The sequence below is a fragment of the Streptomyces sp. NPDC006261 genome (assembly GCF_040613515.1).
Classification (GTDB): Bacteria; Actinomycetota; Actinomycetes; order Streptomycetales; family Streptomycetaceae; genus Streptomyces.
In genome coordinates this window covers 1-20877 of sequence record NZ_JBEXSI010000001.1, presented here as the reverse complement: position 1 = coordinate 20877, position 20877 = coordinate 1, and the positions used below count along the sequence as shown (strand labels likewise).

At 72.4% G+C, this 20877-nt stretch carries 20 protein-coding genes and 4 pseudogenes; 16 read left to right on the top strand and 8 right to left on the bottom strand.

Translation table 11 applies throughout. The annotated features are described in order from the left end of the window. Positions 1 to 23 precede the first annotated feature (23 nt). The 4 genes from ABZ154_RS00120 (at position 24) to ABZ154_RS00105 (ending at position 3897) form a co-directional block, all read left to right on the top strand. A complete protein-coding gene (locus tag ABZ154_RS00120) occupies positions 24 to 632 on the top strand; it encodes a LysE/ArgO family amino acid transporter (protein WP_356827463.1) in 609 nt (202 codons plus the stop codon). Between the two features lie 524 nt (positions 633 to 1156). Next, entirely contained in the window at positions 1157 to 2026 is an 870-nt protein-coding gene (locus ABZ154_RS00115) for a ScbA/BarX family gamma-butyrolactone biosynthesis protein (RefSeq protein ID WP_356827461.1), read from the top strand. A gap of 82 nt (positions 2027 to 2108) precedes the next feature. After that, positions 2109 to 2969, top strand: coding sequence for an NAD(P)H-binding protein (locus ABZ154_RS00110; RefSeq protein WP_356827459.1), 861 nt, complete (start codon positions 2109 to 2111; stop codon positions 2967 to 2969). A gap of 178 nt (positions 2970 to 3147) precedes the next feature. Continuing rightward, the gene (locus ABZ154_RS00105) at positions 3148 to 3897 is read left to right on the top strand and encodes a ScbR family autoregulator-binding transcription factor (protein WP_356827457.1); all 750 of its coding nucleotides are present in this window, start codon (positions 3148 to 3150) and stop codon (positions 3895 to 3897) included. A gap of 418 nt (positions 3898 to 4315) precedes the next feature. Here ABZ154_RS00105 and ABZ154_RS00100 read toward each other — a convergent pair whose 3' ends face one another. Beyond that, on the bottom strand, positions 4316 to 5215 hold the full coding sequence (locus ABZ154_RS00100) for a helix-turn-helix transcriptional regulator (protein WP_356827455.1): 900 nt from the start codon (positions 5213 to 5215) through the stop codon (positions 4316 to 4318). Between the two features lie 153 nt (positions 5216 to 5368). Between ABZ154_RS00100 and ABZ154_RS00095 the strand changes: the two genes are divergently transcribed. After that, entirely contained in the window at positions 5369 to 6409 is a 1041-nt protein-coding gene (locus ABZ154_RS00095; RefSeq protein WP_356827453.1) for an NAD(P)-dependent alcohol dehydrogenase, read from the top strand. A 73-nt stretch (positions 6410 to 6482) separates the two neighbouring features. On the opposite strand, the gene ABZ154_RS00090 is transcribed toward ABZ154_RS00095, so the two are convergent. Beyond that, the gene (locus ABZ154_RS00090) at positions 6483 to 6848 is read right to left on the bottom strand and encodes a metalloregulator ArsR/SmtB family transcription factor (protein WP_356827451.1); all 366 of its coding nucleotides are present in this window, start codon (positions 6846 to 6848) and stop codon (positions 6483 to 6485) included. Positions 6849 to 7007: 159 nt separating this feature from the next. Between ABZ154_RS00090 and ABZ154_RS00085 the strand changes: the two genes are divergently transcribed. Continuing rightward, positions 7008 to 8141, top strand: coding sequence for an NADH:flavin oxidoreductase/NADH oxidase (locus tag ABZ154_RS00085; RefSeq protein ID WP_356827449.1), 1134 nt, complete (start codon positions 7008 to 7010; stop codon positions 8139 to 8141). A 61-nt stretch (positions 8142 to 8202) separates the two neighbouring features. Beyond that, a pseudogene (locus ABZ154_RS00080) lies at positions 8203 to 8674 on the top strand (FUSC family protein); the annotation flags it as partial. A gap of 37 nt (positions 8675 to 8711) precedes the next feature. On the opposite strand, the gene ABZ154_RS00075 reads toward ABZ154_RS00080, so the two are convergent. Next, a complete protein-coding gene (locus tag ABZ154_RS00075; RefSeq protein WP_356827447.1) occupies positions 8712 to 10610 on the bottom strand; it encodes an RICIN domain-containing protein in 1899 nt (632 codons plus the stop codon). 230 nt (positions 10611 to 10840) lie between these two features. On the opposite strand from ABZ154_RS00075, the gene ABZ154_RS00070 reads away from it, so the two are divergent. Beyond that, positions 10841 to 11488, top strand: coding sequence for a TetR/AcrR family transcriptional regulator (locus ABZ154_RS00070; protein ID WP_356827865.1), 648 nt, complete (start codon positions 10841 to 10843; stop codon positions 11486 to 11488). Between the two features lie 22 nt (positions 11489 to 11510). Then, positions 11511 to 11657 (top strand): annotated as a pseudogene (locus ABZ154_RS00065) (SDR family oxidoreductase); the annotation flags it as partial. A 37-nt stretch (positions 11658 to 11694) separates the two neighbouring features. On the opposite strand, the gene ABZ154_RS00060 reads toward ABZ154_RS00065, so the two are convergent. After that, entirely contained in the window at positions 11695 to 12711 is a 1017-nt protein-coding gene (locus ABZ154_RS00060) for a MerR family transcriptional regulator (protein ID WP_356827445.1), read from the bottom strand. Positions 12712 to 12804: 93 nt separating this feature from the next. Here ABZ154_RS00060 and ABZ154_RS00055 point away from each other — a divergent pair, with 93 nt between their 5' ends. After that, entirely contained in the window at positions 12805 to 14319 is a 1515-nt protein-coding gene (locus ABZ154_RS00055; protein WP_356827443.1) for an alpha/beta fold hydrolase, read from the top strand. Positions 14320 to 14327: 8 nt separating this feature from the next. On the opposite strand, the gene ABZ154_RS00050 is transcribed toward ABZ154_RS00055, so the two are convergent. After that, on the bottom strand, positions 14328 to 14738 hold the full coding sequence (locus ABZ154_RS00050) for an Ohr family peroxiredoxin (protein ID WP_356827441.1): 411 nt from the start codon (positions 14736 to 14738) through the stop codon (positions 14328 to 14330). 115 nt (positions 14739 to 14853) lie between these two features. On the opposite strand from ABZ154_RS00050, the gene ABZ154_RS00045 reads away from it, so the two are divergent. From ABZ154_RS00045 to ABZ154_RS00035, 3 genes and pseudogenes are all read left to right on the top strand, one after another. Continuing rightward, entirely contained in the window at positions 14854 to 15342 is a 489-nt protein-coding gene (locus ABZ154_RS00045) for a MarR family transcriptional regulator (protein ID WP_356827439.1), read from the top strand. After that, positions 15342 to 15659: pseudogene (locus tag ABZ154_RS00040) on the top strand (hypothetical protein); the annotation flags it as partial. The gene ABZ154_RS00045 and the pseudogene ABZ154_RS00040, both read left to right, overlap by 1 nt. Further along, positions 15656 to 16492 carry a class I SAM-dependent methyltransferase gene (locus ABZ154_RS00035; RefSeq protein WP_356827437.1) on the top strand — a complete coding sequence of 279 codons (837 nt, stop codon included), beginning with the start codon at positions 15656 to 15658 and terminating at the stop codon, positions 16490 to 16492. The pseudogene ABZ154_RS00040 and the gene ABZ154_RS00035, both read left to right, overlap by 4 nt. 102 nt (positions 16493 to 16594) lie before the next feature. On the opposite strand, the gene thpR is transcribed toward ABZ154_RS00035, so the two are convergent. Then, entirely contained in the window at positions 16595 to 17215 is a 621-nt protein-coding gene (gene thpR, locus ABZ154_RS00030; protein WP_356827435.1) for an RNA 2',3'-cyclic phosphodiesterase, read from the bottom strand. 100 nt (positions 17216 to 17315) lie between these two features. Here thpR and ABZ154_RS00025 point away from each other — a divergent pair. Beyond that, positions 17316 to 17524 (top strand): annotated as a pseudogene (locus tag ABZ154_RS00025) (ferredoxin). Positions 17525 to 17634: 110 nt separating this feature from the next. Beyond that, a complete protein-coding gene (locus ABZ154_RS00020) occupies positions 17635 to 18219 on the top strand; it encodes a DUF998 domain-containing protein (protein ID WP_356827434.1) in 585 nt (194 codons plus the stop codon). A 49-nt stretch (positions 18220 to 18268) separates the two neighbouring features. Here ABZ154_RS00020 and ABZ154_RS00015 read toward each other — a convergent pair whose 3' ends face one another. Then, the gene (locus ABZ154_RS00015; RefSeq protein ID WP_356827433.1) at positions 18269 to 19453 is read right to left on the bottom strand and encodes a GDSL-type esterase/lipase family protein; all 1185 of its coding nucleotides are present in this window, start codon (positions 19451 to 19453) and stop codon (positions 18269 to 18271) included. A 42-nt stretch (positions 19454 to 19495) separates the two neighbouring features. After that, positions 19496 to 20068, bottom strand: a complete 573-nt coding sequence (locus tag ABZ154_RS00010; RefSeq protein ID WP_356827432.1) for a WHG domain-containing protein — start codon at positions 20066 to 20068, stop codon at positions 19496 to 19498. An 83-nt stretch (positions 20069 to 20151) separates the two neighbouring features. Between ABZ154_RS00010 and ABZ154_RS00005 the strand changes: the two genes are divergently transcribed. Continuing rightward, positions 20152 to 20643, top strand: coding sequence for an FBP domain-containing protein (locus tag ABZ154_RS00005; protein WP_356827430.1), 492 nt, complete (start codon positions 20152 to 20154; stop codon positions 20641 to 20643). Positions 20644 to 20877: the final 234 nt, after the last annotated feature.

Below are 20877 nucleotides of genomic sequence, written 5' to 3'. Positions count from 1 at the left end.
CGGTCCTCCCTAGCGTCTGGACCATGACCAACGCACTGACCACCGCGGCCGCCGGGTTCGGTACCGGCCTCTCCCTCATCGTCGCCATCGGCGCCCAGAACGCCTTGGTCCTGCGCCAGGGCGTCCGCCGGGAGGCCGTTCTCGCGGTGGTGGTCATCTGCGCTCTGTCCGACGCGGTCCTCATCGCCCTCGGAGTCGCCGGGGTCGGTGCCGTCGTCGTGGCCTGGCCGTCCGCCCTGACCGTGGTCTCCCTGCTGGGGGGCGTGTTCCTGATCGCCTACGGCGTCCTGGCCGCACGCCGGGCCTTCCGTCCGTCGGCCCTGCACCCGCAGGGTGCGCCCTCCGGAGCGAAGCGGGGTGCCGTGCTCGCCTGCCTCGCGATGACCTGGCTCAACCCGCACGTCTACCTCGACACCGTGTTCCTGCTCGGCTCCGTCGCCGCCGACCGCGGCCCGCTGCGCTGGACCTTCGGGCTGGGGGCGATCCTCGCCAGCGTGTGCTGGTTCGCCGCTCTCGGCTTCGGCGCCCGGCTGCTCAGCGGGGTGCTCGCCCGACCGTCGTCGTGGCGCGTCCTGGACGGACTCGTCGCCGCGATGATGATCGGCCTCGGCACCCGGCTGGCCGTGATGTAACGCCGTTCCGGATCGCGGTGGTTGGTGAGGGTCTGGGAGACCGCCTGAACGCCGGTGGAGGACGCGACATGGAGGTCGGCGGTCTCCGTGGGGTTGACGTGCGGGAGGAGTTCGCCGTTCTGTTTGGCTTGGGCGAGGAGATCGTGGGTGGTCTGCTGCCACCGGAGGAAGGGACCGGTGCGATCCAGGCTCCGGGGCCTCCTGGTCCATGCAGAGACGGACACCGGCGCGGGTGAGGAGACTGGTGCGGAGACGGTGGCCGAACGGCATCCCCATGACCACGAGCTCATGGAGTTCGAGGAGTTGGTCGGGGGTGGACGGCGGGGGCTCCTGGGCCTCGAGTACGCCGAGCGCGATAGGAAAAAAACCGCTTAGTCTGTATCTTATCAGTGCGTGCGCACCGTAGGAACGGCTCGCCCGTCACATGACCCCTGGGGGGAGTTATGCCCGAAGCAGCAGTGTTGACCGAACCTGTAGCGGCGTCGGCCGTGGGCTCGGAGGCCCGAGTGGTGCATCCGGTGGGAATGGAACTGGTTCACAGGAGCAGGGCGGAGGACGCCTTTCCGCGTACCTGGGAGCGGCTGGGGCCGGACCGGTTCCGCGTGGAGGCGGTGCTTCCGCACGACCATCCGTTCTTCGCCCCGGTGGGAACGGACCGCCATGACCCCCTGCTGGTGACGGAGGCGATGCGGCAGGCGGCGATGCTGGCCTTCCACGCCGGGTACGGAGTTCCCGTCGGCTACCACTTCCTGATGGCCGATCTGGACTACGCCACCCACCCCGATCGCCTGGTCGTGGGCGGCCTGCCCACCGTGATCGACGTGGAGGTGACCTGCTCCCAGCTCCAGTGGCGCGGCGGGCTGCCGGTGCAGGGCCGCGTGGACTGGGTGGTGCATCGCGCGGGCCGCCTGGTCGCGACCGGTATGGGTGCGACGAGGTTCACCAGCCCGCGTGTCTACCGGCGGATCCGCGGCGGATCGGCGGAGCCGGGCGTGGTGATACCCCGGACGGCGCCGGTGGACCCCGCCCGGGCGGGGCGCGCCAGGGCGGAGGACGTGGTGCTGTCGGAGAGCTCCCGCGAAGGGCTCTGGGAGCTGCGGGTGGACACCCGTCATCCGACGCTCTTCCAGCGGCCCAACGACCATGTGCCAGGGATGCTGCTGCTGGAAGCGGCCCGGCAGGCGGCGTGCCTGGCCGCCGGCGGCGGCGGGTTCATCCCCTCCGAGGGGCGTACGCACTTCCACCGGTACGCGGAGTTCGGCAGTCCGTGCTCGATCGCCGCGCAGGTCCTGCCGGGCGGGTCGCCGGGCGAGGCGAGGATCCGGGTGACGGGCCGCCAGGATGGCGAGCCGGTTTTCGACACGGTGCTGTCGGGCCCCGTGGGGGAGGGCTGAAAGCGTAGCCGGTCGGCGCGGGTGCGAGCGGTGTGCTGCGGGTGGACGGCAAGCTGATGACGGTGTGTGAGGAGTACGTGGCGTGATTCTGGTGACAGGAGCTACCGGGGCGGCCGGCCGTGAGGTCGCTCGTCTGCTGGCGGTCGCCGGTCCGGTGCGGATCCTGGCGAGGCGGCCCGAGCGCGTGACGGTGCGCGGACCCGAAGTCGACGTGGTGGCGGGGGAGTACGGGGACCGTGCGTCCCTCGACCGGGCGCTGCGGGGCATCGACGCGGTGTTCCTCGTGACGAACAGTCCCACCGAGCCCGACGACGCGAATGTCGCCGCGGCGGCCGCGGCGGCGGGGGTGCGCCACCTCGTGAAGCTGTCGATGATGACGGTGGAGGAGCCGGACGCGGACGACTTCATCACCCGGCTCCAGCGGGGCAACGAACAGGCCATCAGGGAGTCCGGGGTGCCGTGGACCTTCATCCGCCCCAGGACGTTCATGTCCAACACGCTCTCCTGGGCGAAGGGCATCGCGGCGGACGGTGTGGTGCGGGCCCTCTACGGGCGGTCGCCGGTCGCGTGTGTCGATCCGCGGGATGTCGCGGCGGTGGCTGTCGCCGCCCTCACCGGCAGCGGCCACGAGGGACGGGCGTACGGGGTGTCGGGCCCGGAGGCGATCAGCGCGCACGAGCAGACGGCACAGCTCTCCCAGCTGCTGGGCCGGCCGCTGCGCTTCGAGGAACTGACTCTGGACCGGGCGCGCGAGGCGCTGCTCGCGAAGTATCCGCAGCCGGTGGCCGAGGCGTTCCTGGAGAGCGCGGAGCGCCAGCGGGCAGGGGCCAAGACGGCCGTCGTGCCCACCGTCGAGGAGCTGACGGGCCGCCCCGCCAGGCCGTTCCGTACCTGGGCCGCGGACCACGCGGAGTCCTTCGGTGCGGTCGGCCGCGCCGAATAGCGGCCCGGAGGCGGACGCGGGGCTCGTGCGTGCACACGTTCTCCTGGAAATCAAACCGACAAGTTGGTTTGATATTCTCCATGACGCTGCTTCACCGCTCCGGAGGAAGGCCCCCGGCCTTCGTGGCCCACGCCCCAGGGCCCCTTCCCACCCGATTCACCCCCCGGCGGAGGTCACGGTGACCAAGCAGGTGCGCGCCGCGCGTACCCGCCAGGCCCTGATCCGCTCAGCGGCGATCGTGTTCGAGCAGCACGGGTACGGACAGGCGGGCCTTGCGCTGATCAGTTCCGGCGCGGGCGTCAGCACGGGAGCCCTGCAGTTCCACTTCGAGAACAAGGCCGCGCTCGCCCAGGCCGTGGTCGCGGAGGCGTCGCACGGTCTGCTGGAGGTGTCCAGCGCCATCCGCCGCAGGACGGACACGGCGCTGCAGACCCTGGTCGACACCTCGCACGCCCTGGTGGACCTGCTCGGCCGCGATCCGGTGACGCGGGCCGGATTCCGGCTCAGCTACGACGGGGGGAGGGGCGGCGAACCGGGCCTGCCCGCGCAGTGGCAGAGCTGCGTCGGGCGGTTGCTGGACGAGGCCGGCGCCGTCGGCACCCTCGCGGAAAACGTCTCGCGCGCGGACGTCACCGCCGCGACGGTGGCCGCGACCACCGGATTCGAGGTTCTCGGACGGTGCGACAGCCAGTGGCTGTCCACGCCGACGCTCACCGGCTTCTGGAAGCTGCTGCTGCCCTGCCTCGCCGTCCCGGAGGCCCTGCCGCTCCTGGACCCGTCGGGGACCACTGCGGCAACGGAGGCCGTCGCCGCGAGCCGGGCCGTACGCGAGACGTACGAGGTGGGGGACGCCTCCCGGGTCCGTCCCTCCGGCTCCGACGCGCCGCCCGGTGCGGTGAGCCGTGCCGCCACCACAGTGGCCCCTTGATGGGCGACCTGGTCCGCGAAGGGAACGGCACACAGAGTGAAGGACGAGGCGAAATCGTCGCACCAGTGGTGCACCGGACGGGTGGCCCGGGAACGCGGCGGTCGCCCGGAGAGCGGCCGGCCCGTCGTCCAGCGGCGTGGGATCGGCGAAGCGGTCGTCCGTGCACCGCGGCACCTGGACGACGGGGGTGCGCCCGCCGTGGGCGTGCGGTGCGGATCTGCAGCGCCTTTCCCGCCGGCGACACCCTGCTGTGCCCGGGCGGACTCGTCGTGCTCACCCTCCCGGTATAGGTACGCCTCCCGGCCGACGCGGTGGGTCGCCGGGCATTCGGTCACGGCGCCGCCGACCGTGCCGACGCCCTGTGCGTCCTGGCCCTCCTGGGCGGGAGGCGGTTCCTGCGGGCCTGGACGAAGTGGCGTCACGTCCGTGCCGCACGGCGGCTCGCGTCCGCGCCCCAGCTCGCCAGCAGGCGCAGGGCCTCGGCCGACTCCGACCCCGGTTCCGCGTGATAGGTGACCAGGCACTGCTCCTGGTCGTCCGGCAGATGCAGCGTCTCGTACGACAGGGCCATGTCCCCGACGAGCGGATGCCGGATCAGCTTCGTGCCGTGCCCCTTCTCCTTCACGTTGTGCGTGGCCCACAGCCGCCGGAACTCGTCGTTCTTGACGGATAGTTCACCCACCAGCGCGGAAAGCTGCGGATCGTCCGGGTGGCAGCCCGCGTACAGGCGCAGATAGCTGACCATGTCCGACGCCTTGGAGTCCCACTCCACGAACAGGTCCCGGTAGGCGGGGGAGAGGAATACGAGCCGCGCCCAGTTCCGCTCCTCCGGCGGCAGCGCGCCCCAGTCGCCGAACACCGCCGCCGCCATCGGGTTCCAGGCGAGGATGTCGGAGCGGGCGCCGGAGACGTACGCGGGGATGCCGTCCAGGCTGTCCAGGAGGTGCAGCAGTCCGGTCCGCACCCGCTGCATCCGGGCCGGGCGGCGCTTCTTCTTGTGCCGAGCGGGCTTGGCCATGTGCGTCAGGTGTGCGTGCTCGGCGTCGCTGAGCCGCAGCGCGCGGGCGATCGCGTCGAGCACCTCCGCCGAGACGTTGCGCCCGTTGCCCTGTTCCAGGCGGGTGTAGTACGCCACGGACACCCCGGCCAGCTGCGCCAGCTCCTCCCGTCGCAGCCCCGGCACCCGGCGGGCCCGGCCGAACGCCGGCAGCCCCACGTCCTGCGGCTGGAGCCGGGCCCGCCGGGTGCGCAGGAACTCGCTGAGCTCGGCGCGCCGGTCGAGCGGCTCGGGGGCAGAGATGTCCGGCTGATCGTCCATGGCTCCCATTGTCCCTGGTCGTACGCCTGGGAGCCTGTCCCCGCCAGTGGTAGGACCGCTGGACATACGCAAAGCGGTGACCTGGGTAAACGCCGGCCGCTCCTCGATGCTGGGAGACGTACTCACCGCATCACCCAGAGGAGAACCTCCGGCATGACCACCGTTGCCGCTTACGCCGCTCCCCGTGCCAAGGCCCCGCTGGAGCGCACCACGATCGAGCGCCGCCCGGTGGGCGAGTTCGACGTCCTGATCGACATCAAGTTCGCCGGTATCTGCCACTCCGACATCCACCAGGCCCGTGACGGCTGGGGCGAGGGCATCTTCCCGATGGTGCCCGGCCACGAGATCGCCGGGATCGTCACCGAGACCGGACCCGGCGTCACCCGGTTCAAGGCCGGCGACCGGGTCGGTGTCGGCTGCATGGTCGACTCCTGCGGGAAGTGTGACGCCTGCCGGATGGGCCGGGAACAGCACTGTGCCGAGGGCAGCACCCAGACGTACAACGCCCTCGACCGCAGCGGTGAGCCGACGTACGGGGGCTACTCGACGCACATCGTCGTGACCGAGGGGTTCGTCGTGGCTGTCCCCGAGGGCATCGCCCTGGACGAGGCCGCGCCGCTCCTGTGTGCGGGCATCACCACGTACTCCCCGCTCCGGCGCTGGGGCGCGGGCCCCGGAAAGAAGGTCGCGGTCATCGGTCTCGGCGGTCTCGGCCACATGGCCGTCAAGATCGCGCACACTCTGGGTGCCGAGGTCACGGTCCTCTCCCAGTCCCTGCGCAAGAAGGACGACGGGCTCAAGCTGGGTGCCGACCGCTACTACGCTACCAGCGACCCCAAGACCTTCGAGGAGCTGGCCGGAACCTTCGACATCATCCTCTCCACGGTCTCGGCCCCGCTGGACTTCGGCGCCTACCTCGCCCTGCTGAGGACGGACGGCACCCTGGTCAACGTGGGCGCGCCCGAAGAACCGGTCTCGCTCAACCTCTTCTCGCTGATCGGCGGGAACAAGTCGATGGCGGGCTCGGCGATCGGCGGGATCGCGGAGACCCAGGAGATGCTGGACTTCTGCGCCGTGCACGGTCTCGGCGCCGAGATCGAGGTCATCGAGGCGGGCCAGGTCAACGAGGCGTACGAGCGGGTTCTCGCGAGCGACGTCCGCTACCGCTTCGTGATCGACGCGGCGACGATCTGAGCGGTCCGGCAGCGGTACGCGGCTTGCCCCGGGCTCGTGAATCGGGCCGGGGCGAGACGCGTCTACTGGTGGCTCAGGCGGAAGGCGCGGGGGCGTGGGCGGAGCGCCGTGCGGCTTCCAGGACGGCTTGCAGAAGCCCGGGGAAGCGCGCCTCCAGGTCGGTCTCGCGCAGCCTGCTCATGCGTGAGGTCCCCTCGTAGTGCTGGCGGATGACGCCGGCCTCGCGCAGCACCTTGAAGTGGTGGGTGGTCGTGGACTTGCTCACCGGAAGGTCGAACGCGATGCAGGCCATGTCCGCGTGCCCGTCCGCCAGCTCGCGCACGATGGTCAGCCGGACGGGGTCGGCCAGCGCGTGCAGGACGGTCTCCAGGCGGATCTCCTCCACGGACGGATGGGCGAGCCGGCGCCCGGACGTGACGGTGTGCTCGGTCGTGGGCATGGACGGCCTCCTCAGGTCTCGCACCTCTAAAGTACGAACATCCTCGTAGTTTGACAACTGCCGTACTACGAGGGCTATCGTACTGGTTATGGCGGTCCTGCCCTCCCAGCCCGGGCGGGGCGTCCAGGCCGTGCCTCGACCCCTCAAGGAGACGCAACCGTGAGTGCTCTGTTCACGCCCCTGACCCTGCGGTCCCTGGAGATCCCCAACCGTGTGTGGATGTCCCCGATGTGCATGTACTCCGCGGCCTCCCACGGGGCCGACGCCGGCGTGCCGACGGACTTCCACCTCACCCACCTCGCGGCGCGCGCCGCCGGAGGCGCCGGGCTCGTGATGGCGGAGGCCACCGGCGTACGCCCGGACGGCCGGATCAGCCCGTGGGACCTGGGTCTGTGGAACGACCGCCAGCAGGAGGCCTTCGCCCGCATCGCCGCCGCGATCGCCTCCCACGGATCGGTCCCCGCGATCCAGCTCGCCCACGCCGGCCGCAAGGCGTCCACCGAGCGGCCCTGGCTGGGCGGCGGCCCCGTGGCCGGGAGTGAGGGCGGCTGGCAGCCCGTGGCGCCCAGTCCCGTCGAGTTCGAGGGCCTGCCCGTCCCGCACGAGCTGACCGAGGACGAGATCCAGCAGCTGGTGCGCGACTTCGCCGCCGCGGCCGAGCGAGCCCTGGCCGCCGGATTCCGGGTCGTCGAGATCCACGGCGCCCACGGCTACCTCATCAACTCCTTCCTCTCCCCGGCCGCCAACCACCGCACCGACGCCTACGGCGGCAGCTGGGAGAACCGCCTGCGCTTCCCGCTCCAGGTGGTCGACGCCGTCCGCGCGGTCTGGCCCGACGACCTGCCCGTCCTCTTCCGGACCTCAGCCACCGACTGGCTGACCGAGAACCCTCAGGACCCGCGCGAGGGCTGGACCGGCGACGACACCGTCCGCCTCGCCAAAGAGCTCACCGCCCACGGCGTCGACCTGCTCGACGTCTCCACCGGCGGCCTGGTCAGCGATGCCCGGATCTCCGCCCACCCCGGCTACCAGGTGCCCTTCGCCGCACAGGTACGGCAGGCCGCCGGCATACCCGCCTCCGCGGTCGGCCTGATCCTGGAGCCCGCCCAGGCCGAGGAGATCGTCGCCTCGGGGCAGGCCGACGCCGTCATGCTCGGCCGTCAGCTGCTGCGCGACCCGCACTGGGCCCACCACGCCGCCGACGCCCTCGGCGCGGAGCCCCGCTGGCCCGACCCGTACGGCTACGCCGTGGTGCGCCGCCGCACCACCCGGAAGGAGACGGCCGAGGCCTGACCACCGCCGGCGCCCGCCCGCCAACCCGAACGGGCGGCCCGCGCGGGCCGGCAACGGCGCTGTGATCGCCACCGGGCAGGAGAGGGCCCCGGTCTCGTCCGGCGGGCCGTCCGGGTCGCCGTCGCGGCGAGCGCCGGGTCCTACCCGCTGCTGTACGGCGCCGGGCTCCCGGTCATGGCGCTGTACGCCCTGTCCGCCCCGATCGCCGTCGGCCTGCTCTCGCCGTCCCCGGCTCCGGCCGCCAGCGGGCCTCCGTCATGCTGCGGGCCCTGCCGCCGGCCCTGGTCCTGGCGATCCTGGGCACGCTGCTCGCGGGGGAGACCCGGACCTGGGCGGCCGTCGGCGGCATGCCGGCCGTCGGGTTCGTGCTGGCGTTCGCGGCGGTGGGCGGCCCGCGCCCGGCGGGTGTCGCGCCGGGCCTCCACCTCTGCCACATCCTCGCCTGCTTCCCGCCGTACGCCCCCCGGGACGCTCGGCCGGCGGGACCGACCATCGGCGTCCTGGCCCTCGCGGCCTGCGACGCGGTCGGGCCCCGCGAGTGCGGCGGGGCCCGATGGGAGCGAGGCGCGGTCAGCCGGTCAGGGCGAACGACTGGGCGGGGGAGTCGTTGCACGGCTGCTGGGAGAGCCGCGCCCCATCGGCGGTGGAGGAGTTGTCGACGGTCAGGCACTTGCCGCTGTGGCGGGCGACGAAGCGGTACCGCCCGCTGGTGGCCAGGGACTCGGGCCGCCACTGCTGGTTGGCGGAGCCCACGTAGGACCAGAGGTGGACCTTGGTGCCGTCGGCGGTCGCCCCGGCGCCACCGTCCACGTCCCACACCTTCGCGTTGTGCCGGTTCACCACCTGGTAGTGGCCGCCGCTGGTCGGCCGGAACTGCCAGCTCTGATTGGCCCCGGTGCCGCAGGCCCACTGCTGCAGCGCGGTGCCGTCACCGGTGCCCCAGTCGGCGGCGTCCAGGCAGGCGCCGCTGTCGGTGTTCTGCACCCGGTACCAGGCGGCGGGGTCGATCGAACCGGCAGGAGGACCGGTCGTGCCGCCGTTGCCGTCCCAGGTGAAGGTGGCGACGGCACCGGCGGGCAGGGTGTACGCGAGGGACTTCCCGTTGTCCGTCAGCGAGAACCGCTGGGAACCGGAGGCGGTGTTGACGACGACGGCGGCGCGGGTGCCGTCGGGGTTCTGGAAGGCGACGTTCCGCACGCCCCCGGAGCCCTGGCTCGTGGAGCCGATACGGGTCGCGCCGGGCTTGACGAACTTGGTGACGTGGCCCAGGACGTAGTACTCCGCGTTCCGGGTGACCTGCCCGCCGGCGATCTCGACGATGCCGTTGCAGCGGTTGGTGCAGTGCCCCTGGTGGGGGCCGCCGTTCTGGTCCAGGGCCAGGTTCCAGTTGATGACCGTCTCGCCGCCGTTGCGCATGTTCTGTACGACGAGGTTCTCGGCGTGCCACTTGAGGGTGTCGCCGAAGGTCGTCGCGGGGTTGGCGCTGTCGGTGCCGGAGCACTCGGTGAAGAAGACCCGCTTCCCGGCATTGACGATCTGCTGCTGGGCCGCAGGGGCTCCGCCGTAGCAGTGGAAGGCCGCGCCGATGATGCGCTGGATGCCGCCCGTCCGGGCGAAGACGTCGAGCGGGTAGTCGGGGTGGTCCCAGTTGTGGTCGTAGGCCAGGAGGTTGGTGGGCAGGTCCGCGGCGGTCAGTGTGCGGTCCAGTACCTGGAAGAAGTCCGCCTGCTGAGTCGCGGTCATGCTCATGGACGGGTAGCTGGTGGCGAACTCGGGCTCGTTCTGCGCGGTGAGGTCCGTGAGGGTGATGCCCTCCTGCCCGTACGCCCTGATCGCCTTGACCAGGTAGTCGGCGTACGCCTGGTGGTGCTCGGTCCTGAGGCTGCCCCCGTTGAGGGAGTTGCTGGTCTTCATCCAGGCCGGGGGCGACCAGGGTGATCCCATGAACCGGATGGCGGGGTTGACCGCGGTGGCCTGTTTCAGGACCGGGATGATCTGGCCCCGGTCCCGGTCGATGGAGAAGGAACCCCGGGTGTCCTCGTACGTGTAGAAGCTGGAGTTCGCGTCGAAGTCGGTGCTGCCCAGCGGCTGGCGCAGGTAGTTGAGCCCGATGCCGTCCCCCTCCGCGGAGAACAGCGACCTCAGCAGCGAGGTGCGCTGGGCCTGGGGGAGGCTCTGGATGAGATGGGCGGAGGCGCCGGTCACGGAGGCGCCCGCGCCGGTGAACTTCTGGCCCTTGCTGTTGGCGTCGATACGGATGTCGACGCCCTGCGGGGTGGCGGTGAACGGCACGCTTCCGTCGGCGGTGAGCTTCCTGCTTCCGTCGGTGGTGGTGACCCAGACCTGGGCGACCGGGTCGGCGGCCTGGGCGGTGGTGACGGTGGCGCTGACGCCGAGTCCGGCGACGGCCACGACGAGCGCGGCGCCTGCCGCGCGTGCTCCAAGGCGCAGGGGGCGGGGGTGGGGCATGTGCGGCTCTCCTTCGGTCGGTACGTGAACGCATGGGGGGCGACGACGTGAATCGGAGGGGCAACGGCATGAAACCACACCCACTAAGTAGTTAGTAAGTAGTCTGTTCCGGCGTTCTGCGGCCCCTCCGAAGCCTTCGAAGATCCCTGCCGGACCGCCGTCCGGGGCAGGCTTAAGCTGGCCCGGTGAGCAACCAGTCAGTGGGTGAGCAGTCGGTGGGCAACCAGTCGGTGGGCAGGCCGGCGCGCCGACCGGCCCGGCCCCGCACGCCGCGCAGCCCGGAAGCCCGGCAGCGGCAGCAGGACATCCTGTCCATCGCCATGGACACCTTCGCCGCGCGCGGCTACAACAACGCCTCGCTCGCGGAGATCGCGGACCGGGTCGGCCTCACACAGGCGGGCGTCCTGCACTACTTCCGCTCCAAGGCGCTGCTCCTCACCAGCGTCCTCGAACTGCGCGACCGGGCCGACATCGAACAGCTCGGCCCGGACCGCCCCGAGGGGCTCGACTTCCTGCGCCACCTGGTGAACACCGCGCTGCGCAACGCCGAGCGCGAGGGGATCGTCCGGCTGTACGCGGTGCTCTCGGCCGAGTCCGTCACCGACGACCACCCGGCCCAGGACTACTTCCGCGACCGTTACGACGGCCTGCGCGACTTCGTCGCCGACGCCCTGCGCGAGGCGTGTGAACTCCCCGCCGACCGCGCGGAGATGACCGGGAACGCGGCCAACGCCATCATCGCGGTCATGGACGGTCTCCAGGTCCAGTGGCTGCTGTCGCCGGACTCCGTGGACATGGCCGCCTCGACGGATCTCGTGGTCACCTCCCTCCTCGCCACCCTGGCACCCGAGCGCTTCGGCCCGCCCTCCCACCGCTGACCACCGACCGCTGCGTACGGGCAGGGACACCCCCGTCGGCCGCATCGGCGCGCCGGACGCCATCGCGCACGTGGCCGACCGGCTGGCGAGCGACGAGGCCGCCTTCGTGCACGGGACGGTGGTGGACGTCGACGGAGGGCGCGTGGGGGCCGCAGTCATCGCCGCCTGAGCCCCCGCCGCCGCGCTCGCCGTTCCGCCGGACCTCGTCAGCCGCGGCGCCCGCCCGCACCCGCCGTGGAGGACAGGGCCTTTTGGGCATCGTCCTCTCCGAGCGTCGCCGACAGGTCGGTGTCGAGCGCCCCCAGGAGCCAGTCATGGGCCGTCCCGGGCGTCGGCGCCGCGTGGTCGCCCGGAGCGCCGATCACCTCGGCCGTCAGCTCCCAGTACCGGTCGATGCGCGGATCGGCCGCGAGCTGACCGGCGAGCCGACGGCGGAATCCGGGAGTGTCGCGTGCGCTGTACGTGCTCGCGTACGCGTCCACGAACCCGTCCAGGGCCTCACCCGGGCGGGGCGCCGCCCCCTGCCGCATCGCCCCGCCCGCCAGGTCGTACGCCGTCGCGAGACCCGCGTACAGCACGGCCGACTCACGGGCCCCGGCAGTGCTGTGCGCCCTGGGCTGGCACGGGTCGCCGCCGCTCCCTTCGCACGGCCGGGTCACGAAGGCGTACAGCCGGGCGAAGGCGAGCACCTGCTCCGGGCGTGGGTCGTCGGGCGGCTGCGGAACCGCCGCCTCCAGGAACGCGCCGACGGACGGGGCGGGCATGCGGGCGGGCAGCCACGCGCGCCAGAACCGGACCAGCGCGGCGGTGCTCGGCGGAGCGGCCACCGCGCCGACCAGGCGCAGCCGGGCGGGCCGCTCCTCCTGCGGGCAGTCCCGCACCAGCTGGAGCGCGGCCTCCCGCCAGCGCAGGGCTCTGAGCTCGGATCCGAGTGCGCGCAGCCGTTCGGCGACCGCGGCCTCCAGCACATGGGCCGCGTCCCCGGCGTCCTGCTTGTCGAGGATGCGGCGTACGTCGGCGACCGGCAGGCCGAGACCGCGCAGCGAGCGGATCAGGTCCAGCCGCTCCACGGCCTCCGGGGCATACCGGCGGTGCCCGCCCGCACTGCGGGTCGCCTCCGGCAGCAGGCCGCCGTCCGAGTAGAAGCGGACGGTCTTCACGCTGACGCCCGCGTACTCGGCCAGCTCACCGATCGTGCACAGACCGTCGTGCGACGAGAACACTTGAACCTCCCCCAAGAGGAGTTCCTACGGTACCGGCGAGCGATGCCGGGGAACCGGACCGGTGCGCGGGAGAGAGCGTGACGAGGAGGAGCCATGACTCTATTCATCCTGGTGGCGGGGGCGTTCACCGGCCCGTACGTCTGGCGGGACACGGCCGCGCGACTGGCCGCGGAGGGCGCCGAGGTGCATACGGTGGCGCTCACCGGACTCGGCGGGCGCCCCGCCGGTCCCGGCGAGGCCGTCGACCTGGAGACGCACATCGCGGACGTCGTCGCGGTGATCGACTCGGTGCCGGTGGAGCACTGCGGCGACATCGTGCTCGTCGGCCACGACTACGGCATCCACCCGGCGCTGGGCGCGGCGGACCGGCGGGCACGGTCGATCGCCCGGATCGTCCACCTGGACTCCGGGATGCCGCGGGACGGCGTCCCGGCCCTGGCTGCGGTGCCCGACCAGCGCCTGCGCGAGGAGCTCGCCGGAGGCGGGGGAGAGCGGACCGGTGAGCTGCCGCCGCCCGCCAGGGACGCCTGGTCCCGCTGGGGAAGCACCGCCGGGCTCTCCGAGGCCGCCCTCGACAGGCTCACCGCCCTCGCGGCACCGCAGCCTCTGGGCACACTCCTCCAGCCGCTGCGGCTCACCGGCGCCGTGGCGGCGGTCCCGGTGACCGGGGTGCTGTGCACCGGCAACGGGCCGGGCATCGAGATGGTCCAGCTGATGGTGGACCTCGGCGAGCCCGCCGTCCAGGCCCTGGCCGATCCTCACGTGACCTTCTTCGAACTGCCCACGGGCCACTGGCCGATGCTCTCCCGCCCCGTCGAGCTGGCCGAAGTCCTGACCGAGGCGGCGGCCGGCGGGGGCCACCGGCTGAAGGCCGCCGACGCCGCCGAACCGCCCCCACATCTGCGGCCGTTCCTCCTCGACGTAGCTGAGCGGCCCCGCGAACGGACGGGGAACACCGACCTGTACCTGCCCGACGGACCGGGCCCGCACCCGGCCGTGGTGTTCGTCCACGGCGGCCCCGTGCCCGCCGGGGCGCGGCCGACGCCCCGGGACTGGCCGACCCTGACGGGGTACGCCCGGTACGTCGCCGGGCACGGAGCCGTGGCCGCGACTCTGGATCACCGGCTGCACGCCCTGACCGACTACGAGCGGGCGGCCGAGGACGTGCGCGCGGCGGTGGAACGGGTGCGGGCCGACCCACGGGTCGACGCGGAGCGGATCGCCCTGTGGTTCTTCTCGGGCGGCGGCCCCCTCACCGCGGACTGGCTTGCCGCGCCCCCGGCATGGTTGCGCTGCCTGGCTGCCAGCTACCCGATCCTGGCCCCGCTGCCGAGCTGGGGGCTCCGGGGCCCCCGCTTCCGCCCTGTGCGGGCGGTCGCCCAGGCGGGGAAGCTCCCGATCGTGCTGGTCCGGGCGGGCCGCGAGATGGCCGAGATCGCCGCGACCGTGGAGGAGTTCCTGGCCGCGGCGAGGCGCTGCGGGGCCGGCGTCGAGGTGGTCGACGTACCGGAAGGGCGCCACGGTTTCGAGACCCTCGGCCCGACGGACGAGGCACGCGACGCCGTACGCCGGGCGGTCGAGGCGGTGCTGGCCCGCCTGACCGCCTGAAGACGGGATCACTCGATGACCAGCTCCACGTCTATGTTCCCGCGGGTCGCCTTGGAGTAGGGGCAGTAGGCGTGGGTGGCCTCGACCAGCTGCCGGCCGATCTCGCCGGTGAGGGCGTCCGGCAGCTCCACGCGCATGACGACCGCGAGACCGAAGCCGCCGCCGTCCTTGCCGATGGAGACCTCGGCGGTCACGGAGACGTCCTTGGTGTCGACCTTCATCTCGCGGGCGACCGCTGCCATCGCACTGGCGAAGCAGGCTGCGTACCCCGCTGCGAAGAGCTGCTCGGGGTTGGTGCCCTTGCCGTTGCCGCCGAGGGCCGGGGGCAGGGCGAGCGGCAGATCTATCTGGCCGTCCGAGCTCACGGCACGGCCCTCGCGGCCGTTGGCGGTTGCGGCGGCGGTGTACAGCGCGTCCATGGGGTGAACCTCCCTGTCGGTGCCGCGAACGGATCGGTCGCGGTCACGAACACAAAGATTGCACATCATTAAGTTGTGCACAACTTAATCGCGCGGTCGGCGGTACGCTGGTGCCATGACGCCTGCTCCGAACGCCTCACCCGGCCTCCCCGTCGTCCCCGACGAGGAGCTGCTGCGACTGGATCATCAGGTCTGCTTCTCGCTGCACGCCGCGTCGCGGGCGTTCGGCGGCTTCTACCGGCAGGCGCTCAAGGGTCTCGGCCTCACCTACCCCCAGTACCTGGTCATGCTGGTCCTGTGGGAGGACGGCCCCCGACCGGTCAAGGCCATCGGGGACCGTCTCCGCCTGGATTCCGGGACGCTCTCGCCCCTGCTGAAGCGGCTGGAGGCGGCGGGGCTGGTCCGGCGTGAGCGCAGCCGTGAGGACGAGCGGTCCGTCGTCATCGAACTCACCGGTGAGGGTGCGCGACTGCGTGAACGCGCGCTGTCCGTCCCTCGGGGCGTACTCGCCGCGACGGGTCTGTCCGTGGAGGAGGTTCTCAGGCTGCAGGAGGTTCTCGGTCGCCTCACCGCGGCCCTGACGGAAGCCGCTGACGCCCAGTGATGGCAGGCCGCAACGGAGCCAGCTACTCCCAGCTGGGCGCGGCCTGGGGCGGAATCAAGCGCCGGTCCGCCCGCGTCAAGTGGCCGCACGCGGTGGCCAAGAGGGCGGCCGGCGAGTCCCTCCCGCTCCGGTACGCAGGTGGCTCCGCCGTGATTCACCATGACCCGGGCGTGGACGCCTGGTGGTACACCGCCCCGGCGGCGGACCAGCGGGAGGAGGAGTCCGACGCCGTTCACGGCAGTTCGGCCGAGGCCATCGCACGGGCGACCGAGTTCCTCCTGACGCACGCCCGTCCCGCGCCGCGGGAATCCGCATGACCCGAGGCGCGGACGCCCGACGCGACGACAGCCCCGACGAGCCCCGGCGGGCGCGCCTGGCCCGTATCTTCGACGAGGACGCGGAGCTGTACGACCGGGCCAGGCCCGGATATCCGCCCGAGCTGTACGACGACCTCGCGGAGCTCGCCGGTGCCCGCCCCGGCAGCCGCGTCCTGGAGATGGGCTGCGGGACCGGTCAGGCGACGGTGCCCCTGGCCGCACGGGGCTGCCGGATCACCGCTGTCGAGGCTGGACCCCACATGGCCGCGATCGCCCGCCGCAACCTGGCCGGTGCCACGGAGGCGGAGGTGGTGACGGCCCGGTTCGAGAGCTGGCCGCTGCCCCCGGAACCGTACGACGTGGTGGTCTCGGCGACCGCGTTCCACTGGATCGACCCGGCGGTGCGGATGACCCGGGCCGCCGACGCACTGCGTCCGGGCGGGGCGCTCGCCGTGGTGCGCGGTCAGCATGTGAGGGGCGGCACCGAGGAGTTCTTCGCCGAGGTCCAGCGCTGCTACGAACGCTTCGACCCGCAGACCCCGCCCGGGCTGCGGCCTCCCGCGACGGCCGACGTCGACGCGTCGGACCACGTGCGGGAGGTGGCGCTCAGCGGCCGGTTCGGTCCCACGGCCCTGCGCCGCCACGAGCAGGACCTCACGTTCACCACGTCCGGCTATCTGGAGCTGCTGCGCACCTTCTCCGGGCACCGAGCCCTGCCGGAGGCAGCCAGGAACGGACTGCTGAGATGCATCCAGGACCTGATCGAGGGACGGTACGGGGGCAGGGTCACCAAGCGGTACCTCATCGAGCTGGCGGTGTCCCACCGCCTCTGACACAACTCCCGGCGGGACCCGGCCGGCTCAGACGGAGGCGCGCTGCGTTGACGACGCAGCGCCCCCCGGGCGCACCGCACCGGTCACTTTGACGGTCACGGATCATGATCCGTGACCGAAACTCCAGGCCTCGATGTCGCGGTATCGGATCGGCCCCGGGCCACGGCCGAAGTTGCTGCCGACCAGATGGAGCCGCTCGGCCTCCCAGACGCGGCCGGAGAACGCGGCGAGTCCCGCGGCGACCTCCACCGCGGCGCCGTGGTCGCCCCGGCGGGAGCGGGCCAGCGTCAGATGGGGCCGCAGCGGCCGGTCCGGGAAGGAGACACCGCAGGCCTTGACGACGTCGCGTACGTCCGTGGCCAGCCGGTGCAGCCCTTCGAGGTCCCCCTCGATCCCGCTCCACAGGACCCGCTCGTCGAAGTGCCCACCGCCGTGCAGCGCCAGCCGCAGGGGCCGGCGCCGGGCGGTGAGCTCGGCGAGCGGGGGCACCAGGAGCGGGACGGTGGTGAGCGGGAGCTCCCCGAGGAACGCCAGGGTGATGTGCCAGTCCTCGATCCGGTTCCAGCGCAGGCGTGGGTACTCCTGGTAGGCCGGACCCAGCGCCCGCGCCAGTTCGTCCTTGGCGTCGTCGGGCGGGGCGAGTGCCAGGAACACGCGGATCGTCGTGGCCTGCTCACGCTCGTCCACGGCGGGCTCGGCAGCGGCTTCGGGCGGTTCGTTCACCTGCCGTACCGTACGTGCCGGTCCTGACCCCGGCGCCACGAGGGGCCGGGGTACCGGCACTCCGGGGAGGGGCGCCCCGTCTCGGACTGCCCGTGGCCTGGTGAGCGGCGTGGGAGGCCAGGTCGACAAGGGAGGCTGTGTGTGGGGGCCGGCATGCGTGCGCTGACCGCACCGGACGTGTTCACACAGGACGACGAAGGCCTCGGCGATGTGCTCCCGGGCCGGGAGTCGACAACCGGGAGGCATCCGCTGGTAGGGGAGGCCGTGCGGGCCTGCCCGGTGGGGGCGGTGGCTCTTTCCTCCGACTGACGTGCCGCAGCTCCACCGCCCGGTGGCGACGCGAGGATTCGGACTCCTGGTTCCCGCGGCACGGCACGGAGGTCAACCACAAGCAATTTTCCGACATTTATGATGCCCTGATGCGATCTGCTCCTTGGTGGGCTCTGCTCTCCTCCGGGTGTGCCCCGGTGCTGCTGGTCGGTTCCTGGACGATCGCGCAGCTGCGGCAGGGCCCGGCGTACGACCCCGCGACGCAGACCTTGAGCGTGCTGGCGTCCTACGGGGCCGGCAGCTACTGGCTCATGACGGGCATGCTGCTGGTGCTGGGCATGTGCTACGTCGTCACGGCGCACGCCCTCCGGGAGGCGGCGTTCGCCGGGCGGCTCGCCCTGACCGCTGGCGGACTGTGCGCCCTGGCGCTGACGTTGGTGCCGGTACCGAGCAGCGGCGGGGCCCTGGAGCACGGGGCCGTGGCCACCCTGGGCCTGGCCCTGCTGGCGGTATGGCCTCCCCTGGCCGCCGTTCAGGGAAAGGGGCCGGTCCCGTGGGGGCTGAGGCTGGACGTGTCGCTCGTCGCGAGCGCGTTGATGGGTGCGGCCGCGTTCTGGTTCCTGGCCGAGCTGCAGAGCGGGGGCGCACCCGGCGTCGCCGAGCGGGTGGTGACGTTCCTTCAGGCGCTGTGGCCCTTCCTGGTGGTGGTCTCCTGCCGGCGGAGTGCGCGCTGACCGGGGAGGACACGGCTGTGTGCCTGAACGCGGGGCCGGTCTCCTGGGGTCAGCGGTTCCCGGCGGCGAAGGGGCCGCCGGGACCGAAGGCGAGACCGGCGAAGCGTTCGGCGATGCGACGGTGGGTGGCGGGGTCCGGGTGCAGATCGTCGGGCAGCGGCAGCTCGGCGTGGTCGGCCTCGTCGTAGAGGCCGAGGCCGTCGAGGTGGTGCAGGTGGGGATCGGTGGCGGCGCGCTGCCCGACGAGCCGGGCCAGTTCGTCCCGGATGACGGTCAGGGTCAGCTTCCCGGCGGCGGTTTCCGCCGGATCGCCGGTGGCCCTGAACCGCAGCCGTCCTTCGCCCATCGCGCTGTGGTCCGGGGCGCAGGGGCCGGGGGTGTTCTCGTGGATGGGGCAGCAGATCGGCGAGATGACCAGCAGGGGAGCGGTGGGGTGCCCCTCGCGGATGGTGTCGAGGAAGCCGTGGACGGCCGGGCCGAAAGCGCGCAGCCGCATCAGGTCGGTGTTGACGAGGTTGATGCCGATCTTGACGCTGATCAGGTCGGCGGGGGTGTCCCGCATGGTGCGGGCGGTGAAGGGGTCGAGCAGGGCGCTGCCGCTGAACCCCAGGTTGATCAGCTCGGCCTCGCCGAGAGCCGCCGCCAGGGCCGGCCAGGTGCCGGTCGGGGTGGCGGCGTCGGAACCGTGACTGATGGAACTGCCGTGGTGCAGCCAGACCGGGAGGCCGCTCGGCCGCGGGGTGTGAACGGGTGCGTCGGTGCGCAGGGCGACCAGCTCGGTGGTCTCGTCGTGGGGCAGCCAGATCTCGATGCCCTTCTCGTCGTCCGGCAGGCCGGTGAACCGGAGGGTCTCCACGGGACCAGGGCGGCTGTGCGCGGTCCCCGAGGCGAGGTCGATGGTGAGCGTGTCTCCGTCGGGCGCACTGGCCCGGCCCGCGTGGTGACCGTCGATCAGGAGCTCGTACACCCCGTCGGGGCGCGGCGGAGCTCCGGGATAGACCCGCTTGGTGGCCACCACGTCCAGCTCGACCGCGGTGGCCCGGCTGCGGAAGGCCAGCCGGACCCCGGAGGGCTGCGACTCGGCCATGGCCAGCTGTCCGTCGGGGATCTGCTGCCGGGCGTGGGCGGGCAGCCGGTGCGGCAGTACGCCGCGCCCGGTGCGCTCCAGGTCGAGGGCGCCCCGCAGGATGTCGAGGCTGATGGGGGTGGTGGTCCAGTCGTGCCGGGCGTTCATCTGCTTCTTCCCTTCGTCGGGAGGGGGCCGGGAGGGCTCGGGTCAGGAGGGGGCGGGCCAGTTGCGCAGCAGGGCGTCGAGCGCGCCCAGGATTTCGGTCCAGCTCTCCTGGGAGGAGGGGGAGCTGTGGCTGAAGCCGCCGGCCGCCTCCAGACCGACGTATCCGCTGAAGACGCTGCCCAGCAGCCGTACGGCATGCGTCTGCTGGGTCTCGTCCAGGTCGTAGCCGCGCAGGATGGCCCGCGTCATCCGGGCATGCCGTACGCCGGCGCCGGCGGCGGCCGTGTCCGCGTCGAGCCGGAACTGGGCTGCGGCGAACCGTCCGGGGTGCTGGAGGGCGTAGTCGCGGTAGGCGTCGGCGAAGGCGCTCAGCGCGTCCTTGCCGGCCCGCCCCGCGAGGGCGGCGGATGCCCGGTCGGCGAGCTCCTCCAGGGCGAACAGCGCGATCTTCGTCTTGAGGTCGTGAGCGTTCCTGACGTGCGAGTACAGGCTCGCGGTCCTGACGCCCAACTGCCGGGCGAGTTCGGAAGGGGTCACCTGATCGAAGCCGATCTCGTCCGCCAGTTCGGCCCCCGCCCTCACCACGCGCTCCGCGGCCGGTCCTGCCTTCGCCATGCCATCCTCCGAGCGCTTCCCCATGATTGCCTAAGGAAATATATGTTTGCCTAATTACTTTAGGGCAAATTAGCGTGGCTGTCATGAAGCCGCTGACCGAGCAAGAGATCCGTACCGCGTTCGTGAACTGCACCAAGGGCGAGGCCAAGCGCCTGAACGTCCCCCGTGACCTGGCCGAGCGGCCCTGGGACGACCTGGACTTCCTGGGCTGGCGCGACCCGCAGGCCCCCGACCGGGCGTACATAGTGGCCGCCTGGGACGGCCGCCCGGTCGGCATCCAGTTGCGCTCCTCGGACGCAGCATCCTGGCAGACCCGCCGCAGTATGTGCTCGATGTGCATGACCGTCCACACCGGGGGCGTCTCCCTGCTGGTGGCACCGAGGTCCGGGAAGGCCGGCCAGCAGGGCAACTCGGTCGGCGCCTACATGTGCAGCGACCTCGCCTGCTCGCTCTACGTACGCGGGAAGAAGGACGCGGGCATCGGCGCACGGCTTCATGAGTCACTCACCCTGGAGGAGCAGATCCAGCGGACCGTGTCGAATCTCGCCGCGTTCATCGCCAAGGTGACCGAGTGACCCATGGGTGTCGGCCGGGGCCCGGACATACGCCACGCCGCACGCGGTGACCGCGGTCAGGCGGGGAAAGGCGCCGCGTGGCGTGCCGAGCGAAGCGCGGTCGCCCACCGGGCCGGCTGGTCCAACAGTGTCCTGGCGTAACCGGTGGCCGAGGGCGCGCGGCAACCGGTCGTCCTTCTCCCGGCCGACGAGGCAACGGCCCGGGCCGGGGGTTTTCTGTTGCTCGGGGCATGG

What these genes read in the sequence shown, in the direction of transcription:
- ABZ154_RS00120 (WP_356827463.1), top strand. Translation starts at nt 24, where the DNA reads ATGACCAACGCACTGACCACCGCGGCCGCCGGGTTCGGTACCGGCCTC.
- ABZ154_RS00020 (WP_356827434.1), top strand. Translation starts at nt 17,635, where the DNA reads ATGCGATCTGCTCCTTGGTGGGCTCTGCTCTCCTCCGGGTGTGCCCCG.
- ABZ154_RS00010 (WP_356827432.1), bottom strand. Translation starts at nt 20,068, where the DNA reads ATGGCGAAGGCAGGACCGGCCGCGGAGCGCGTGGTGAGGGCGGGGGCC.
- ABZ154_RS00035 (WP_356827437.1), top strand. Translation starts at nt 15,656, where the DNA reads ATGACCCGAGGCGCGGACGCCCGACGCGACGACAGCCCCGACGAGCCC.
- ABZ154_RS00005 (WP_356827430.1), top strand. Translation starts at nt 20,152, where the DNA reads ATGAAGCCGCTGACCGAGCAAGAGATCCGTACCGCGTTCGTGAACTGC.
- ABZ154_RS00075 (WP_356827447.1), bottom strand. Translation starts at nt 10,610, where the DNA reads ATGCCCCACCCCCGCCCCCTGCGCCTTGGAGCACGCGCGGCAGGCGCC.
- ABZ154_RS00045 (WP_356827439.1), top strand. Translation starts at nt 14,854, where the DNA reads ATGACGCCTGCTCCGAACGCCTCACCCGGCCTCCCCGTCGTCCCCGAC.
- ABZ154_RS00090 (WP_356827451.1), bottom strand. Translation starts at nt 6,848, where the DNA reads ATGCCCACGACCGAGCACACCGTCACGTCCGGGCGCCGGCTCGCCCAT.
- ABZ154_RS00115 (WP_356827461.1), top strand. Translation starts at nt 1,157, where the DNA reads ATGGAACTGGTTCACAGGAGCAGGGCGGAGGACGCCTTTCCGCGTACC.
- ABZ154_RS00095 (WP_356827453.1), top strand. Translation starts at nt 5,369, where the DNA reads ATGACCACCGTTGCCGCTTACGCCGCTCCCCGTGCCAAGGCCCCGCTG.
- ABZ154_RS00055 (WP_356827443.1), top strand. Translation starts at nt 12,805, where the DNA reads ATGACTCTATTCATCCTGGTGGCGGGGGCGTTCACCGGCCCGTACGTC.
- ABZ154_RS00050 (WP_356827441.1), bottom strand. Translation starts at nt 14,738, where the DNA reads ATGGACGCGCTGTACACCGCCGCCGCAACCGCCAACGGCCGCGAGGGC.
- ABZ154_RS00015 (WP_356827433.1), bottom strand. Translation starts at nt 19,453, where the DNA reads ATGAACGCCCGGCACGACTGGACCACCACCCCCATCAGCCTCGACATC.
- ABZ154_RS00100 (WP_356827455.1), bottom strand. Translation starts at nt 5,215, where the DNA reads ATGGACGATCAGCCGGACATCTCTGCCCCCGAGCCGCTCGACCGGCGC.